The 17,021-nt window shown below is 49.9% G+C and carries 17 protein-coding genes; 6 read left to right on the plus strand and 11 right to left on the minus strand.

Translation table 11 applies throughout. The features are described from left to right. Positions 1–170: 170 nt before the first annotated feature. The gene (locus QN379_RS08105) at positions 171–530 is read right to left on the minus strand and encodes a hypothetical protein (RefSeq protein WP_322240012.1); all 360 of its coding nucleotides are present in this window, start codon (positions 528–530) and stop codon (positions 171–173) included. A 139-nt stretch (positions 531–669) separates the two neighbouring features. Between QN379_RS08105 and QN379_RS08110 the strand changes: the two genes are divergently transcribed. The 3 genes from QN379_RS08110 (at position 670) to QN379_RS08120 (ending at position 5,068) form a co-directional block, all read left to right on the plus strand. Continuing rightward, positions 670–1,788: a hypothetical protein gene (locus QN379_RS08110; protein ID WP_322240013.1), complete on the plus strand. Its 1,119-nt coding sequence runs from the start codon at positions 670–672 to the stop codon at positions 1,786–1,788. Further along, positions 1,785–3,482, plus strand: a complete 1,698-nt coding sequence (gene recJ, locus QN379_RS08115) for a single-stranded-DNA-specific exonuclease RecJ (RefSeq protein WP_322240015.1) — start codon at positions 1,785–1,787, stop codon at positions 3,480–3,482. The genes QN379_RS08110 and recJ overlap by 4 nt, the downstream gene beginning before the upstream one ends. 200 nt (positions 3,483–3,682) lie before the next feature. Then, positions 3,683–5,068 carry a TAXI family TRAP transporter solute-binding subunit gene (locus tag QN379_RS08120; RefSeq protein ID WP_323506440.1) on the plus strand — a complete coding sequence of 462 codons (1,386 nt, stop codon included), beginning with the start codon at positions 3,683–3,685 and terminating at the stop codon, positions 5,066–5,068. 99 nt (positions 5,069–5,167) lie between these two features. On the opposite strand, the gene QN379_RS08125 is transcribed toward QN379_RS08120, so the two are convergent. Further along, complete coding sequence (locus QN379_RS08125) at positions 5,168–5,920, minus strand: hypothetical protein (RefSeq protein WP_323506441.1); 753 nt, start codon at positions 5,918–5,920, stop codon at positions 5,168–5,170. Between the two features lie 223 nt (positions 5,921–6,143). Here QN379_RS08125 and prfB point away from each other — a divergent pair. The 3 genes from prfB (at position 6,144) to QN379_RS08140 (ending at position 10,075) form a co-directional block, all read left to right on the plus strand. Continuing rightward, positions 6,144–7,248 (plus strand): peptide chain release factor 2 gene (gene prfB, locus QN379_RS08130; RefSeq protein WP_322240020.1). Its coding sequence is split into 2 segments (ribosomal slippage): positions 6,144–6,224 and positions 6,226–7,248, totalling 1,104 coding nucleotides; the frame shifts between segments, so codons are not numbered across the junction. A gap of 215 nt (positions 7,249–7,463) precedes the next feature. Next, positions 7,464–8,990, plus strand: coding sequence for a lysine--tRNA ligase (lysS, locus tag QN379_RS08135; RefSeq protein ID WP_322240022.1), 1,527 nt, complete (start codon positions 7,464–7,466; stop codon positions 8,988–8,990). 410 nt (positions 8,991–9,400) lie between these two features. After that, on the plus strand, positions 9,401–10,075 hold the full coding sequence (locus QN379_RS08140) for a glycine zipper 2TM domain-containing protein (RefSeq protein ID WP_322240024.1): 675 nt from the start codon (positions 9,401–9,403) through the stop codon (positions 10,073–10,075). A 167-nt stretch (positions 10,076–10,242) separates the two neighbouring features. Here the strand turns inward: QN379_RS08140 and iscX are convergent, their stop codons facing one another. The 9 genes from iscX to iscR all read right to left on the minus strand — a co-directional run bounded on the left by iscX (position 10,243) and on the right by iscR (position 17,014). Further along, positions 10,243–10,437 carry a Fe-S cluster assembly protein IscX gene (gene iscX / locus QN379_RS08145; protein WP_322240026.1) on the minus strand — a complete coding sequence of 65 codons (195 nt, stop codon included), beginning with the start codon at positions 10,435–10,437 and terminating at the stop codon, positions 10,243–10,245. Between the two features lie 189 nt (positions 10,438–10,626). Beyond that, positions 10,627–10,965: an ISC system 2Fe-2S type ferredoxin gene (gene fdx, locus QN379_RS08150; protein WP_322240028.1), complete on the minus strand. Its 339-nt coding sequence runs from the start codon at positions 10,963–10,965 to the stop codon at positions 10,627–10,629. 60 nt (positions 10,966–11,025) lie between these two features. Further along, positions 11,026–12,891, minus strand: coding sequence for a Fe-S protein assembly chaperone HscA (gene hscA / locus QN379_RS08155; protein ID WP_322240030.1), 1,866 nt, complete (start codon positions 12,889–12,891; stop codon positions 11,026–11,028). Between the two features lie 4 nt (positions 12,892–12,895). Next, positions 12,896–13,510 carry a LysE family translocator gene (locus QN379_RS08160; protein WP_323506442.1) on the minus strand — a complete coding sequence of 205 codons (615 nt, stop codon included), beginning with the start codon at positions 13,508–13,510 and terminating at the stop codon, positions 12,896–12,898. Between the two features lie 36 nt (positions 13,511–13,546). Further along, the gene (gene hscB, locus QN379_RS08165; RefSeq protein ID WP_322240034.1) at positions 13,547–14,062 is read right to left on the minus strand and encodes a Fe-S protein assembly co-chaperone HscB; all 516 of its coding nucleotides are present in this window, start codon (positions 14,060–14,062) and stop codon (positions 13,547–13,549) included. Between the two features lie 164 nt (positions 14,063–14,226). Next, a complete protein-coding gene (gene iscA, locus QN379_RS08170; RefSeq protein ID WP_108442383.1) occupies positions 14,227–14,550 on the minus strand; it encodes an iron-sulfur cluster assembly protein IscA in 324 nt (107 codons plus the stop codon). 211 nt (positions 14,551–14,761) lie between these two features. Beyond that, positions 14,762–15,166 (minus strand): Fe-S cluster assembly scaffold IscU, encoded by a 405-nt coding sequence (gene iscU, locus QN379_RS08175; protein WP_322240036.1) that lies wholly within the window; start codon positions 15,164–15,166, stop codon positions 14,762–14,764. A gap of 81 nt (positions 15,167–15,247) precedes the next feature. Further along, the gene (locus QN379_RS08180) at positions 15,248–16,501 is read right to left on the minus strand and encodes an IscS subfamily cysteine desulfurase (protein ID WP_322240038.1); all 1,254 of its coding nucleotides are present in this window, start codon (positions 16,499–16,501) and stop codon (positions 15,248–15,250) included. Positions 16,502–16,519: 18 nt separating this feature from the next. Further along, positions 16,520–17,014: a Fe-S cluster assembly transcriptional regulator IscR gene (iscR, locus tag QN379_RS08185; RefSeq protein WP_322240040.1), complete on the minus strand. Its 495-nt coding sequence runs from the start codon at positions 17,012–17,014 to the stop codon at positions 16,520–16,522. Positions 17,015–17,021: the final 7 nt, after the last annotated feature.

Consider the following 17,021-nt stretch of genomic DNA (forward strand, 5'->3'; position numbering starts at 1 on the left):
TTCAAACACTTAAAGGCGTTTGCCAAAGTATTTGGTGCAAATTTAATAAGTCAATTGAATCAACCAGCGATAAATAATGAAAGATGAATTATTAAATGCCGAGTTAGCGATATCTGACACATGCACCTAAATGCGGCGTCCCTAGACCAGAACCCAGTTCGATAGCGCAGTCATGCTCTGCCACCTTCATATAACGTCTTAATGAGCAAATCTTCGGTACTGAATCCGCCCGTTTCCTTAAAACCGCGCTGGTAAAAAAGCGCGCCAATGGCGATGATGCGATAAAGTTCATCTTCTGATAACTTATCGGAAATTTTAGCAATTTCTGTCGCTAACATTTCCACTAAGTCTTCAAAAGTAGCACGCGGTATTTGCCGACTGGTATTGCCCCACATATCCATTATCAGCTCTGGCCCCATGGTTTTCTCCTTGAAAATAAACAGTATAGGAAACTTCACAGAATTCGCCAGTGATGTTAACGGGCAGATAAACCCATAAAAACAACCGGCACTATCGATTAAAAATACCATTTACATCTCGAGATGTTGGGAGATGGATCTAAGCTCTTTTGTCAAAGAACTGCGGAGATGCACTTACCTTAAAAAGGTAAAGCAATCTAAAGATAACGGTTTTTCCACTTCCGCTACAGAGATGCCATACAATTCGGGCATGAAACATCTCGACATTCTTCTACCATTCAGCCTACCGCCCGCTGAACTGACACGCGACATATTGCGTGAAATAAAACTGCCTGCGCTGAGCACGCTTGTTGCTCGCGCCAAAGGCGGCAGTAAACAACAACAGATTCTAGATGAATTTGCCAGGGCGCTGCCGCATGAAGGGTGGTTATCGCAACACTTCGGTTTAAGCACCAACCAAAACATTCAGCCGCATAATTCGAACAACGCACCGACAAGCCCTCCAGTCGCAGTCGCTGCCATGCGCGCATGTGGTCTGACCGTAGACGACGGTTACTGGTTCATGCTTCACCCGGCCCACATTCACATTGCGCGCGACCATCTGGTATTGACCGATATTCGACAGGTAAGCCTGTCCGAAAAGGATTCTCGCGCATTATTTGAAGAGGCTAAATCCCTTTTCGATGGCGAGAACCGCATCTTGCTGTATGGCGATGCCAATACATGGTTTATGCGCGCCGATGACTGGCAGCAATTAAATACCTCAACACCGGATGCGGCATGCGGCCATAACGTCGATATCTGGATGCCGCACGGAGAAGGTGCACGCCCGTGGCGCAAATTGCAAAATGAAGTACAAATGCAATGGTTTGAAAACAGCGTCAACGAACAACGCGCTGCAACGCGTCAGCAAGCTGTGAATGCCTTATGGATGTGGGGCGGCGCCAGCGCACAGCCCGTTGATGGGTCAAGCGCCTTACCTTTTTATAGCCACACCTTTAATTTGCACGGTTGGTCGCGCGCTTTTGGGCAAGATAGCCAGCCTAACGCCAACGTGATGGGCGATGCGGAAAAGCTTATCGCCACTAGCGGCGAGCGTGGCCTGCTGTTACTGGATGATTTAATCGCTCCTGCGCTGACCGGCGAATGGTCAGAATGGATACAGGCATTTCAAGCGATGGAACGTGACTGGTTTGCCCCGCTCTTAAACGCCGTGCAACAAGGCAAACTGAAACAATTGACACTCACATTTACCGACAATACCCGGATCACCGAATTGACCACCACGCCGCTTTCCCTTAAAAAATTCTGGATAAAGCCTTCGTTAAACGAGGCCTTCACCACGACTGCGGAAGAGCCAGTGCAATGACGCGCATCACTACTCGGCCCTATCCATTTCGCGACTCCGAGCGTTTACGCCAAAGTGGCGTTCATCCGGTTCTGGCCCGCGTCTATGCGGCACGCGGTCTGCTCGACGTAAAAGAACTTGAAAGCGAATTAAGCTCTTTGATTGCACCGAGCGGGTTGTTGCATATTGGTGACGCCGCCATCTTTTTAGCTGATTCCATTGCAGCGAAAAAGAAAATGGTCATCGTTGCCGACTACGACTGCGATGGCGCGACCGCCTGTGCGGTCGGTCTGCGCGGATTGCGGTTGCTGGGTGCCAACGTCGACTTCATCGTGCCGAATCGTTTTGAATACGGCTACGGCCTGACGCCGGAAATCGTTGAACTGACTGCACGAGAAAAGTCGCCTGACATTATCGTCACCGTCGACAACGGTATCGCCAGCATTGATGGCGTGGCCGAAGCCAATCGGCGTGGCATCGAAGTTGTCGTCACCGATCATCACTTGCCTGCCGATACATTACCCGCAGCACGCGTGATCGTGAATCCAAATCAGCCCGAATGTGGTTTCCCCAGCAAAAATCTGGCAGGCGTCGGCGTGATGTTTTATGTGTTGCTGGCGTTGCGCGCAGAGATGCGCAAGCGTGGCATATTCGATGCACAAACCCAGCCTAAACTAGATGTGTTGCTCGATCTGGTTGCACTTGGTACCGTTGCCGACGTCGTTAAACTGGATGCAAATAATCGGATTCTGGTCGCCCAAGGTTTAAAACGGATGCGTGCAGGCAGAATGCACCCCGGGATTGCCGCCCTATTTCGGGCCGCAGGACGTGAGGCGCGCCGCGCCACGCCGTTCGATCTCGGATTTGCCGTGGGTCCACGCCTGAACGCTGCAGGACGATTGGCCGATATGGCGCTAGGCATCGAATGCCTGACCACCGACGATGAAGGCCGCGCCTGGGTCATTGCCCAACAACTCGATACCATCAATAAAGAACGTCGAGAAATCGAAGCTGGAATGCAAGACACCGCACTCGCATTACTCGATAATTTCAGTCCGGCTGACAGTAATACGATCAGTGTATTTGATGCTTCGTGGCATCAAGGTGTCATCGGGATTGTTGCCTCGCGACTAAAAGATAAATTTTTTCGACCAACTATCACCTTTGCCCCTGGCAGCGATGGCATGATCAAAGGCTCAGGCAGATCGATCCCCGGTTTCCATTTGCGCGACGCGCTGGATCTGGTATCTAAGCATGCCCCAAGTCTGATTGAAAAATTCGGTGGTCACGCCATGGCTGCCGGATTAACAATACGTGCGGATGCATTCGAGACCTTCTCAGCAGCGTTCGAAAAAGTCGGCAGCGCTTGGCTCGGCAAACATCAACTTGAACGAATCATCGAAACCGATGGCCCTTTAGAAGACGCCTATTACACCACGCAATTCATCGAGCAGATGGAAGGCCAGGTGTGGGGCCAAGGCTTTGCACCACCGGTATTCTGCGACGAATTCAAGGTCATCAGCCAGCGTATTCTCAAAGAGAAACATTTAAAACTCTTGTTAGAAAGAAATGGCACACGATACGATGCAATCTGGTTTGGGCACACCGACGCACTCGGTGGCAAAGCCAAGGTAGCCTTCCGTCTTGATGCCAATGAATACAACGGCGTTACCAAAGTACAATTAATGGTGGAGCATGCGGAGGCGCTTACTTAATAGCTTACTTAGTAGATAGTCGATCTGTCGACATTTAGCCGGTTCGAACTTTGGATAAAAACCTCTGTTAATATCATGGCAATTCTGGGGATTACCGCTGCGCTTCTATCACACAGTTAGCTGCGGTGATTTTTCGTTAGCTGGTAAGGCTAGTCAGGCCAGCGACAGTGTTTTGATACTAACGGACCAAATCACATCCTATGTCCCGTACACGCCCGCCACTCCACCGCATTCAAAAACCGTTGATGACGAGTAGCCGGTTGCGGTTCATTATCATCGGCAGTGTCGTGTTACTGGCTGGCTTAGTCTGGCTTGCAATTGCCATTGTGCAGCCAGCGGTTCAACGCACCATCGTGATCACCACCGGTGCAGATGGCGGCATTTATCGTGGTTTTGCCGAGCGCTATGCCAAAATTTTAAAACGTGAAGGAATTACGCTTGATATACGCAGTTCATCCGGAGCTGTAGAAAATTTTGATCGGTTGAAGAACCCCGATAGCGCATATGAAGTAGGCTTGATTCAGTCTGGTATTGGTGACGCTAACCGCGCGCCAAATCTACAAACGATTGCCGCCGTATCCTACGAGCCGATCTGGGTCTTTTACCAGGCATCCACCACCATTGAGCGTTTATCCCAACTGCAGGGGAAGCGGGTCTCCATCGGCGTTCCCGGCAGCGGGTTACGTATCGTGGCGGCTGATCTGCTAAAGCAAAATGGGCTTAACAAACAAAACACCAAGCTACAAGAACTGGGTTCGGCTAAAGCGTATGAGGCATTAAAAAACGGTACACTCGATGCCGCTTTCTTCATAGGACGACCAGATTCCGAAATGATGCAGAGGTTGCTCAAAAGCGATCTTAAGCTGATGAATTTTGTTCAAGCCGATGCATTGGTACGTCAATTTCCATCGCTATCCAAAGTCACCTTTCCACGCGCCTCAACCAGTCTCGCGGACGACCTTCCGCATACCGACGTGACCTTGTTGGCGGCCACCGCACTACTCGTATCGAAAGATACGTTGCATCCGGCATTGGCTTATTTGTTATTGGACGGCGCCAATGAAATTCACGGAGCGCAAGATTACTTCACGCCACGCGGATATTTTCCCAATCAAAACGCCGAAGATTTTCCTATTTCTGACGAAACCAAACGCTATTTCAAATCTGGTCGTCCTTTCTTGCAGCGCTACTTACCGTTTTGGTTAGCTAACTTCATAGAGCGCCGATTTATTATTTTGCTGCCTTTTATGGCGCTGCTATTTGGCTTGCTACAAGTGATACCAAGAATCTATGCGGCCACGATGAGAAAGCGGTTGGTGGTGTGGTACCGAGAAATAAAATCGCTTGAAGATGAAATATGGGCGACCAAAAATCCGACTGTTGAAAGTGTCAATCAATGGCGCGATGAGATCGAAGAAATTGACGCCAATGCCAACCAAATCAGTATTCCACAACAATACTTTGGCGACGTTTACGCCCTGAAACAAGCCATCAGCGTGGTCCGCGCCCGTATCATGAGCGTGGCAACAACCGTTCGCCGCGATCCGCCAAACCCAGCTGATGCGGTCGCTACCGATCAAATCTAATGCGTGTACAAGTGCATGGTTTGTTGCCAGCTTCCAAGAAAGTAATCGTGACAAGCAAGCCGGAAGCGAAGTACTCAAATGAAGACGGAAAAAAATATTTTATCGCACAGGTAAAAATTGCAGGAATGTCCCGCCGAGCAAATTCTGTACATAGCTGATTCCGGCACGCCGGTATTTTTCGGTGATCACCACCGCCAACAAATCAATACGACCAATGATCTTGCCGAACTCCCGTTCAAAGCTTAGATTGTGCTCACCTTCAGAGATATCGTTAGACAGTAGCAATAGCTGGCCAGCAGGATTTCGTCGCGTGCCAAGTATCCATGAAGCAACTTCGAGGTTGCGGGCCGCGTTGTATAAAAACTGGGCGTTAAGGCCATCAATAAGATAAAAAGTGGTTTTACCACCATGCGCGGTAATGATCATGTCGGCCGTGGCATAAATAAACGCCGCTGCGCGATCGCCCTGAAAGCTTGGATCAAGGGCCAACGACAATGCCGCAATATCATGCTTCCCCTGCAACTCTGCCCAAGGCTGGCGCGCCTCTATCGCAACCCGTACACGTTTGATTGCATCGTCCCGACTAGTTGCCGTCTTTTTCCACTCGGCTGGGTTGCGTCGATACAACTTATCCAATAAGCGATATAAGCTGTCAAGATTGTCGCGCATCGCCAATGTTGCCACGCGGTTAACGTCCGACTGTGCTAACTCGCCCGCGCTGACCGATGCGCCTTGCACCTCTCCACGCGGCGCGGGGATCGGCGCAAAAAGTCCGCATCCGCTCAGTGATATGGCTAGTCCAACGCTGAGCGCCACACTACGGGCAGCCAGTTTTGATGATTGTTTTGACATGATTCTATTCAACTTAAATAACAGTAAAGATGCGGAGAAAGCATTCAGGAGCCGTTCTGATTGTAATTTGCTGATGCTCAGAGACTGGCGATTTAACAAAAGTTCACCTTGACCCAACGAATCGGGATGAAATCGCGCCTACAAATCGACTCCCCTTCATCGTTTTGCATTCGATAACCAATGGCTCGCGTATAATTTAGGGTTTATTGCAAGAGACATCATCATGGAAGCCGAACGCTTAAATTCCCTGCAAGCCCTCCTCTCAGACCTCACGTCACGTGAGATTGAATTACGGAGGTATCTTTGACTTCGATACCAAGGTAGAGAAACTCGATCAAGTCAATGGCGAACTCGAAGACCCGGACGTCTGGAGTGACCAGAAACGCGCCCAGGAACTCGGGAAAGAAAAGAAATCATTAGAATCAATCGTCGTCACCTTGACCAAGATTGAAGCCGACCTGCGCGATACCAGCGATCTGTTCCAGATGGCGCGCGACGAGCAGGACGAAGAAACGGTAGAAGCCGTGGAAGCCGATACCGAAGAGCTCAAAAAGCTGGTCGAAGGTATGGAATTCCGCCGTATGTTTAACAATCCGATGGACCCGAATAACTGCTTTATTGATATCCAGGCCGGCGCTGGTGGAACTGAAGCACAGGATTGGGCATCGATGTTGTTGCGTCAGTATTTGCGCTATTGCGAACGTAAAGGCTTCAAAGTTGAGATCATGGAGCAGTCTGACGGCGAGGTTGCCGGGATTAAAACTGCGACCTTGAAAGTAGAAGGCGACTATGCCTATGGCTTTTTGCGTACAGAAACTGGCGTCCATCGCCTGGTGCGAAAATCGCCGTTTGACTCAGCCAATGGCCGTCACACGTCCTTCTCAAGCCTGTTCGTTTATCCAGAAGTAGACGACTCTATTGATATTGACGTCAATCCGGCAGATGTGCGCGTCGATACTTATCGCGCCTCCGGTGCCGGTGGTCAGCATATTAACAAGACCGACTCAGCGGTGCGTTTGACGCATGGCCCGTCCGGTATCGTTGTTCAATGTCAAAACGACCGCAGCCAACACCGTAACCGCGCCGAAGCGTGGGACATGCTGAAAGCCAAGTTGTATGAGCTGGAGTTGCGCAATCGTATGACCGAGCAGCAAAAACTGGAAGATTCCAAAACCGACGTTGGTTGGGGTCACCAGATTCGCTCGTACGTACTGGACCAATCCCGTATCAAGGATCTGCGCACCAACTTCGAGAGCGGCAATACCAAGGCGATTCTCGACGGCGATCTGGATGACTTCATTGCGGCATCGCTGAAACAAGGCGTTTAACATGTTCAATGCGCTAATTATGCTGAGATGCTGAGATTGCGAACAGAGCAATTAAAGACTTAACAGCAACATGATAAGCGCCGACGTTGCGCCAGAAGCCAGTAACTATTTGGCGCAACGTGCTTATTGTGCGCAATGTCCACGTTCTCACGAGCGCATTGAACACCAACAATCAGTACCCGTTATTTCATCGTATTTATCAAAAAGAGCCTGACATGACGACAGATAATCAGCAGCAACCTGTCCCACAAGACGAAAACAAAATCATCGCCGAACGCCGCGCCAAATTAACTGCCCTACGCGCACAAGGCGTCGCATTTCCAAACGATTTCCGCCCCATCCATAAAGCCGCCGATCTGCACGCGCAATACGCCGAACTCGATAAAGAAGCGCTGGACGCCGCCGAGGTCAAGGTTGTCGTCGCCGGACGCATGATGCTGAAACGTGTCATGGGCAAAGCCTCCTTCGCGACCTTGCAAGATGCATCAGGTCCAAAAGCCGATGGCCGTATCCAATTATTCATCACCAAAGAGCTCGCTGGTGAAGCGGAATATGAAGCTTTTAAGCATTACGATCTGGGCGACATTCTTGGTGCAGAAGGCACATTGTTCAAGACCAAAACCGGTGAGTTATCGATCAAGATTAGCGTCCTGCGTTTGTTGACCAAATCCTTGCGCCCTTTGCCAGACAAGTTTCACGGACTGTCCAATCAGGAAACCAAGTATCGCCAGCGTTACGTTGACCTGATCATGAGCGAAGAAACCCGTCGCACATTCAAGGCACGCACTGCCACGATGTCATCGATCCGTCGCTTCATGGAAAAAAATGACTTCATGGAAGTCGAAACACCGATGTTGCACACGATTCCCGGCGGTGCTGCCGCGAAGCCGTTTATTACCCATCACAACGCGCTCGACATGCAAATGTTTCTGCGTATCGCACCAGAACTATATCTGAAGCGTTTGGTAGTCGGCGGTTTTGAACGCGTGTTCGAAGTCAATCGTAACTTCCGTAACGAAGGCGTGTCGCCGCGCCACAATCCGGAATTCACGATGATGGAATTCTATGCCGCATATGTCGACTACCAATGGTTGATGACCTTCACCGAACAAGTCATCCGACAAGCTGCAATCGATGCCCACGGTACCGCAACCCTGACCTATCAAGGCCGCGAACTGGATTTGAGCAAGCCGTTTGAACGGCTGACAATTGTTGGTGCGATCAACAAATATGCCCCACATTACGAAGATGCACAGCTGCACGATGCTGACTTCATCAAAACTGAATTGGCAAAATTCGGCGTCAAGCCATTCGCCACCGCCGGACTCGGTGCGTTGCAGCTGGCGCTATTCGAAGAAACCGCAGAAGCCCAATTGTGGGACCCAACTTACATTATCGACTATCCGGTCGAAGTGTCACCGTTGGCCCGCGCATCGGACACTGTACCGGGTATCACCGAGCGTTTCGAACTATTCATGACAGGCCGCGAAATCGCCAATGGCTTCTCGGAGTTGAACGACTCCGAAGATCAGGCAGCGCGTTTCCAGGCGCAAGTTGCCGCCAAAGATGCGGGCGATGAAGAAGCCATGTATTACGACGCCGACTATATTCGTGCGCTGGAATACGGCTTGCCACCGACTGGCGGTTGCGGAATTGGCATCGATCGCCTGATGATGCTCATCACCGATTCGCCGAACATTCGTGATGTTATTTTGTTCCCACATCTGCGTCGGGAAGATTAGTCCTTAGTAATAAGCAGACCGATTAAACCGGCGTATCAACCAATTGCCGCCAGCTTCACGCTGGTGGCAATTTGCGTTTACATCTGCACTGACGACACCTGTATTTTACTATTTAGCAAAGCACCTGCTGGGCTCAGGCTTGGAGTCGGTCATCAACTGTGCGCCTCACGCCATGGTGATTCGTTATTTTTCTGTTCGAAACCACATCGATCGTGAATTGGCGTCAGATAGCGCCATAAATATCTAAAATATTGCCCTACATAACTATAAAAATCACTTTTTGGTCAAAATCCAACATATTTGTACAATGTGTTACAAGCAATTACATCTGAAACATTCTGCTGCTAAAATTGCATGAAAGAATCATAGATAATGAAACCACTGAATAAAAACTGTTAGAGGAGATAAAAATGTCTGATCCAATCAAGCGCCGTATTCATCCCCTTGTCGCAACCGCCGCGGTTGCTGTCACGCTGGTTTGCCTGGTGGGCGTTGCGGCCATCACCGGCTTGATTCCCACCTCTAATAGCAGTGCGCCACCGGTAGCAGCGATGTCTGCACCAGCGCCTGGGGTCGACAATCAACCATCCATGAACAATTCGAATATTGCACCCACACCCGCACTAGCGGCGAATCAAAACAACAATCCGGCACCCTCATCACAATCTAATTATGTTGCTGAGCAACGCCATGCACCGCCTCCATCGCAACGTTATGCGAACGAGCAACAATCTCCTCCTCCCGCGCCCGTTTGTTATAGTTGTGGCCGCGTTGAATCGATACAAGCGATTCAACAGGCAGCTAAACCAAGTGGCTTAGGTATCGCCGCTGGTGCAATATTAGGCGGCGTCCTCGGGCATCAGGTTGGCCACGGAAACGGCAACACACTGGCGACTGTTGCCGGTGCAGTCGGCGGCGGTTTTGCTGGTAATGAGGTCGAAAGTCGGACCCGCACCACAACCAGCTACCGCGTAGAAGTGCGGATGGAAAACGGTAAATTGCGGAGTTTTCCACAGTCGGCACAAGAATGGCGCGTTGGCGATCCGGTACGTGTTGTGGATGGTCACCTGGAAGGACGCGGCTAAACGCTTAAAAGATTGCTACAAAAAAAACCGCTGTCACTACAAAATGTAGTGACAGCGGTTTTTTTAATGCCTTACCAACTTATCAGCCTGCGCTAACATGGGCCGATCAAACCATTTTTGAACTTGGTTCTATTACCTCAGGAATAAAGCGTACTTATTTGCCGTACTTACTTAGCCTCGTCTATCCACGCCAACTGAATAGCTTCCAGAATTTTCTCGCCTGACCGATTAGGATCATCGTCGAATCCATCCAGTTCGCAGACCCAACGGTGCAAATCGGTAAAGCGAATCGTCGTCGGATCAACATCTGGAAACTTGTCATACAAAGACTCTGCAATTAGCAGTGTATCAATCCATTTCATTACGCTCATCCTTTTAAAACTGCAAACCGGCGGCGTCGAAATATTATTTCAATCACACGTTGGGCATTTAATCCGTTGCCTGAACAGCCGATTGTCACTCTTCACTCATCGACTTTCAACCATAACCTTACCAATGTCCTTGGTCAACGCCGAACATCGATAAGCGCATCAATCACCGACATCAACCTATTAGTGATTTTCGCTCGCATGATTGATCGTATACTTTGGTATCTCGACCACCAGATCTTCTTCGCCGACAATCGCCTGACACGATAGACGCGATGTTGCTTCCAGTCCCCAAGCCATATCAAGCAAATCTTCTTCTTTATCATCAAGCGCATTGAGTGAAGCGAAGCCTTCACGCACGACGATGTGGCAGGTAGTGCAAGCACACGATTTTTCACAGGCGTGTTCGATGTCAATATCATTTGCGAGAAGGACGTCACACACCGTTTTGCCAGCAACGGTCTGCAACACAGCGCCGTCAGGACAGTAAGTAGGATGGGGCAGTACGACAATTTGAGTCACGGTAATTACCTCTACAATATTTGGGTGTTATGGACTAATTCAAAACTTAACGGCAAAAAATTATGAAATCTGATCGAGCGTCTTACCAGTAAGCGCATCGTGAACGCTACGATCCATGCGCCGCGCCGCGAACTCTTCGGTCCCACGCGCTAACGCATCGACCGCCGCCTTGATCGCAAGATGATCATCACCTTGCGCCTTGGCGCGCACCTCGACGATCAACGCTGCGATCGCCACATTTTCCTGCTCGGACAACAAGGCAGCATCGCTAGTCAGTGCCGACTCGGTCGCCAGCACGATTCGCTCAGCTTCTACCTGCTCCTCTCTCAGCGCCCGTAACTGCATGTCAACGTCGGCCGAGGTGAACGAATCCTGCAACATTTTTGCAACCTGATCATCTTCCAACCCATACGACGGTTTCACGTTGATCGACGCTTCAACACCGGATCGCAACTCACGCGCAGAAACAGATAGCAAGCCATCTGCATCGACTTGATACGTCACTCGAATCCGCGCTGCACCCGCGGCCATTGGCGGAATACCACGCAATTCGAAACGTGCGAGGGAACGACAATCGCTCACAAGCTCACGTTCGCCCTGCACAATATGTACCGCCAACGCGGTTTGACCATCTTTAAATGTGGTGAATTCTTGAGCACGCGCGCACGGAATCGTTGAATTACGCGGGATGACTTTTTCAGCTAATCCACCCATTGTTTCAATTCCAAGCGACAAGGGAATCACATCAAGCAACAACCAGTCATCGCCGGGAGCGCGATTGCCAGCCAACAAATTAGCTTGAATAGCAGCGCCCAACGCCACGACTTTGTCGGGATCGATATTCGCCAAAGGGATCGTCTTGAAAAAATCGCCCACCGCCTTGCGGATCGCTGGCATGCGCGTTGCGCCGCCGACGAGCACGACGCCATCGATATCATCCGCAGTGAGGTCCGCATCGCGCAACGCTTTTCTGGTGGGCGTCAATGTTTTGGCAACAAGGTGTGCAGTCAGCTCGCCGAAGATGCCCGCGGTCAACGTCAAATGTACTTGCTCACCAGAACTCAACGCAGCATCAATGGTGACTTCTGTTTTTGACGAGAGTAATTCTTTGGCTTCGCGGGCTTTGACCATCAAGACCCGCGTGTCGCTATCGGAGAGAGGTGCGAGTTGAGACTCCTGACTGATCCAGCAAAAAATACGATGGTCAAAATCATCACCGCCAAGTGCCGAATCGCCACCAGTTGCCAAGACCTCGAACACACCTTTGGTCAATTTCAGGATGGATATGTCGAAAGTACCGCCGCCCAAATCGTAGACAACATAAATACCTTCCGACGCGTTATCCAGACCGTAAGCAATCGCAGCTGCAGTCGGCTCGTTGAGCAATCGCAGAACATTAATACCCGCCAATTGCGCCGCATCTTTAGTCGCCTGACGTTGCGCATCATCGAAGTATGCGGGCACGGTAATCACCGCCCCAACTAAATCGTCGCCCAATGCATCTTCCGCTTGCTGACGTAACGTCGCCAGAATCTGCGCAGAAATTTCAACCGGACTTTTGATACCCGCAATCGTTTTGATTTGCACCATGCCCGGCATATCCTGAAAATCATAAGGCAGATTTTCAACATAGGCGATATCTTTGAGGCCGCGTCCCATAAAGCGTTTGACCGACAGAATCGTATTTTTTGGATCGCTGGTTTGCGCGGCCTGTGCCTTATAGCCGATGTGCGCGTGGCCGTTAGGCAAGTAACGTACGATTGACGGCATCAAAGGCCGCCCTTCTTCGTCGTTCAATACTTCTGGAATGCTGTTACGTACCGTCGCCACGAGCGAATTGGTGGTACCAAGATCAATCCCCACCGCCAGACGATGTTGATGCGGTGCGGTGGACATGCCAGGTTCAGAGATTTGAAGGAGAGCCATAGTTTTATTCCGGGAGAGCGATGCGGATACCGAGGGCGATAAACGCCGAGCCGGCCAATCGATTCAGGTAAGTGGCGGCCGATGCTTTGCGTTGAAAAAAAGCGCCGACCATTCCAGAGAAACAAGCAATCACACTAAAAATAGCGAGTGCCTGCAATATAAACACAGCCGCAAGCAACAGCATCTGCGCCGGAATATGGCCGGCACGTGCATTCACAAATTGCGGTAAAAATGCAATAAAAAATAAGGTAACTTTAGGATTTAACATATTCGCGATCACGCTTTGCCAATAAATGCGGGACAGCTTGATTGCGCTGGAGTCAGCCTCGGTCTGGATCGCGGCGGTCGACAGTAGCGTGCGAATTCCCAAATAAATCAAATAGCCAGCACCTGCATATCGCAGCAATGCGTAAGCAGACGGCGACGCTTTAATCAATGCCGCAAATCCGAATACCGCCAACATCGTATGAAAAATCAAACCAGAGCTAAATCCCAATGCTGCGACCAAACCAGCTTTTCTACCCTGCGCAATACCACGCGTTAGAACGTAGATATTGTCCGGACCGGGAGCCAGCGTCAACGTCATTGCTGCAAGTAAAAACAACCAGACTTCAGGCATACTTGCTTTCTGTTTGCGTTATAGACATGGTGAATTTCAGGACTCGAGAAGCGAGAACGTATTACCAATTTCTTCCCCAAACTTCTCCAGAAACATTAATTGCCTCACGTATTGCGCGGCCTTTTCAAAATCTTGTGCATCCAGCGTTGCGGCAATCTGAATCAAATCTTTGGTTCGAGCTAAACGTAATGCCTTATCGAGCCGATCCAAGGCTTCAATGTCCTTGGCGTCCCGCGCATCTTCCAAGGCCTCGCGCCACTCCATCTGCTGCATCAAAAAACTACCCGGCATTGCCGTGTTCGATTCAGCCTGCAAGTCAACGCCGTTTAGCTCGCACATATAGGCGGCACGTTTAAACGGATTTTTGAGAGTCTGATAGGCTTCATTGGCACGCGTCGCCCACTGCATCGCGACGCGTTTTTCAGCGCCGGTGGCATTCGCAAACCGATCCGGATGGATCTGATTCTGAACCTCGTGATACGCCTGCTCTAGCGCCGTAAGATCAAGCGAAAATTGCTGCTGAAGATGGAACAGATCGAAGTGATTTTGCATATTTACTTAAAACAAAAGCCTGTTCTACTGCAACAGGCTTAGTTAGTCCATGAGGGATACAACACGACAGACTTATTAATTAACCATCTGCACTCGCTATGGCTTCAAAATAAGCCTAACGAGCAGCAACACAATCTGCTTGGCCTGATACCCGACCGGTCACATCAAATGGTAAAGCTTTCGCCGCAACCGCACTCATCCTTAACATTCGGATTATAAAACTTGAAACCTTCATTCAATCCTTCACGGGCGAAATCAAGTTCAGTACCGTCAATGTAAGGCAAACTTTTAGGATCAACAAAAACCTGAATCCCGTGCGATTCAAAAACCGCATCTTCAGTCGTCTTCTCGTCAACGTATTCCAGCTTATAAGCCAGTCCCGAACACCCGGTCGTGCGCACACCAAAACGCAAGCCGATACCCTTGCCACGTCTTTCGATGTAGCGATTGATATGCTTTGCAGCTTTTTCAGTGAGAGTAATTGCCATAACCTGTCATCTCTTTCTGTTACTTTTTAGCTAGTTGTTGTCATTGTTCCGGCAACTACAACTACACGGAGAAGCTGCTCTCAGCCAGATCAACAACGACTAACTCGGACTTACGCAAAGCCGTCCCAGCAAGGCGTGCCGACGCAGACAGCACGTGAGTGCGGCAAGGAAAGCACAACGCCGCTGGGGCGACTTTGCGTAAGTCCGAAAATTAGGCTGCTTGTTTGTGTTCTACGATTCCATGCTTCGCTTTGTAGTCTTCAACTGCCGCTTTAATCGCATCTTCTGCCAAAATTGAGCAGTGAATTTTGACTGGCGGCAGTGCCAACTCTTCGGCAATTTGCGTGTTTTTGATCGACATTGCCTGATCGAGCGTTTTGCCTTTGACCCATTCGGTGACCAGCGATGATGATGCAATCGCTGAACCGCAGCCGTAGGTTTTAAACTTTGCATCCAAAATCACGCCATCTGCGCCGACCTTGATTTGCAACTTCATTACGTCGCCGCATGCTGGCGCGCCGACCATACCGGTACCGACAGTGTCATCGCCCTTTTCGAAGGCACCAACATTGCGCGGGTTTTCGTAATGATCGAGAACTTTTTCTGAATAGGACATTTTGCTACTCCTTGTTATGGATCTTGCAGCATAGTAGTCAGTCAACTACGAGCCGAAAAAAATACTAGAATCAGCTAACTTTTAGTGAGCTGCCCACTGGATCGAACTAATATCGATCCCGTCTTTATACATATCCCACAGCGGCGACAAATCACGCAGCTTAGCGACTTTTCCTTTAATGAGATCAATCGTGAAATCAATCTCTTCTTCAGTCGTAAAACGACCGATAGTGAAACGGATCGAGCTATGCGCCAATTCGTCGTTACGGCCAAGTGCACGCAAAACATACGATGGTTCCAGACTAGCTGAAGTACAAGCTGAACCCGACGACACTGCAATATCTTTGATCGCCATGACCAGCGATTCGCCTTCGACGTAATTGAAGCTGATGTTCAGGTTGTGCGGAACACGATGATCCATGTCGCCATTCACATACACTTCTTCCATCGTTTGCAAACCAGTCGCCAGACGATCACGCAGAGCGCGGATACGCACCAGCTCAGTCGCCATTTCTTCCTGTGCAATCTGGAACGCTTCACCCATACCCACAATTTGGTGTGTAGGCAATGTACCCGAACGCAAACCACGCTCATGACCGCCACCGTGCATTTGCGCTTCCAGACGGACACGCGGCTTGCGGCGTACGTACAACGCGCCAATCCCTTTAGGACCGTAAGTTTTGTGTGCTGTGAAAGTCATCAGATCGACTTTCCAGTTTTCCAGATCAATTTCAAGCTTGCCGGTTGCCTGAGCCGCATCGCAATGGAAAATAATACCTTTCTTGCGACACAATTCGCCGATTTCCTGAATTGGCTGAATCACGCCAATTTCATTATTCACCAGCATGACCGATATCAAAATGGTATCTGGGCGAATCGCCGCTTCCAATTGCTCGATGGTGATCAAGCCATTATCTTGCGGTTGCAAATAAGTTGCTTCAAATCCCTGGCGCTCGAGTTCACGGACGGTATCCAGCACCGCTTTGTGCTCGGTCTTGACCGTGATGATGTGCTTGCCTTTAGTTTTGTAAAAATTCGCGGCACCTTTTAGCGCAAGGTTATTACCTTCGGTCGCACCGGATGTCCAGATGATTTCACGTGGGTCAGCCTTCACCAGCGCAGCAACTTGCGCACGCGCATCTTCAACTGCTTTCTCTGCAGTCCAGCCATACATATGGCTGCGTGAGGCTGGATTACCGAATTGCTCGCGCAGGTACGGAATCATTTTATCGGCAACACGCGGATCAATCGGCGTCGTTGCTGAGTAATCCATATATATAGGGAAGTGCGGTGCCTTCAATGTATCTATCAGGCTTTTTTCCAGGGGTGCGTTCATACTTTTTCCAAGCTCCAATCAAGCAACCAGGTGGGAACGATGCATTACCACCACATTTTGTTCAGGGTTTTTCGGTTTTTGGTGCGCTTTTTGGTGCGCTTCTTGCTGATCCACCAAGTCTTTCAACGAAACCGAATCCAGATATTCAACCATTTTTGCATTCAACGTCGACCACAGATCATGTGTCATACATCGACCACCGCCTTGATCAGAGCTGTGACAATTTTCTTTCCCGCCGCATTGTGTTGCATCCAGCGGTTCATCGACGGCAATAATAATGTCGGCGACTGTAACGTCTTTTGCTGGTCGGGCCAGATTATAGCCACCACCAGGTCCACGTACCGACTCCACTATTTTGTGGCGTCGTAACTTTCCGAACAGCTGCTCCAGATAGGATAACGAAATTTCTTGCCTCTCGCTGATCGCTGACAATGTGACAGGGCCGTTACCTTGGCGCGATGCCAGGTCGATCATTGCTGTTACTGCAAATCGGCCTTTCGTAGTCAACCGCATGGAATCT

It is taken from the genome of Glaciimonas sp. Gout2, assembly GCF_035018905.1.
Taxonomy (GTDB): Bacteria; Pseudomonadota; Gammaproteobacteria; order Burkholderiales; family Burkholderiaceae_D; genus Glaciimonas.

Bases quoted from the DNA above. Each gene is read 5' to 3' on its own strand.
- QN379_RS08105 (WP_322240012.1), bottom strand. From the start codon at position 530: ATGGTATTTTTAATCGATAGTGCCGGTTGTTTTTATGGGTTTATCTGC.
- QN379_RS08110 (WP_322240013.1), top strand. From the start codon at position 670: ATGAAACATCTCGACATTCTTCTACCATTCAGCCTACCGCCCGCTGAA.
- recJ (WP_322240015.1), top strand. From the start codon at position 1,785: ATGACGCGCATCACTACTCGGCCCTATCCATTTCGCGACTCCGAGCGT.
- QN379_RS08120 (WP_323506440.1), top strand. From the start codon at position 3,683: ATGTCCCGTACACGCCCGCCACTCCACCGCATTCAAAAACCGTTGATG.
- QN379_RS08125 (WP_323506441.1), bottom strand. From the start codon at position 5,920: ATGTCAAAACAATCATCAAAACTGGCTGCCCGTAGTGTGGCGCTCAGC.
- lysS (WP_322240022.1), top strand. From the start codon at position 7,464: ATGACGACAGATAATCAGCAGCAACCTGTCCCACAAGACGAAAACAAA.
- QN379_RS08140 (WP_322240024.1), top strand. From the start codon at position 9,401: ATGTCTGATCCAATCAAGCGCCGTATTCATCCCCTTGTCGCAACCGCC.
- iscX (WP_322240026.1), bottom strand. From the start codon at position 10,437: ATGAAATGGATTGATACACTGCTAATTGCAGAGTCTTTGTATGACAAG.
- hscA (WP_322240030.1), bottom strand. From the start codon at position 12,891: ATGGCTCTCCTTCAAATCTCTGAACCTGGCATGTCCACCGCACCGCAT.
- QN379_RS08160 (WP_323506442.1), bottom strand. From the start codon at position 13,510: ATGCCTGAAGTCTGGTTGTTTTTACTTGCAGCAATGACGTTGACGCTG.
- hscB (WP_322240034.1), bottom strand. From the start codon at position 14,062: ATGCAAAATCACTTCGATCTGTTCCATCTTCAGCAGCAATTTTCGCTT.
- iscA (WP_108442383.1), bottom strand. From the start codon at position 14,550: ATGGCAATTACTCTCACTGAAAAAGCTGCAAAGCATATCAATCGCTAC.
- iscU (WP_322240036.1), bottom strand. From the start codon at position 15,166: ATGTCCTATTCAGAAAAAGTTCTCGATCATTACGAAAACCCGCGCAAT.
- QN379_RS08180 (WP_322240038.1), bottom strand. From the start codon at position 16,501: ATGAACGCACCCCTGGAAAAAAGCCTGATAGATACATTGAAGGCACCG.
- iscR (WP_322240040.1), bottom strand. From the start codon at position 17,014: ATGCGGTTGACTACGAAAGGCCGATTTGCAGTAACAGCAATGATCGAC.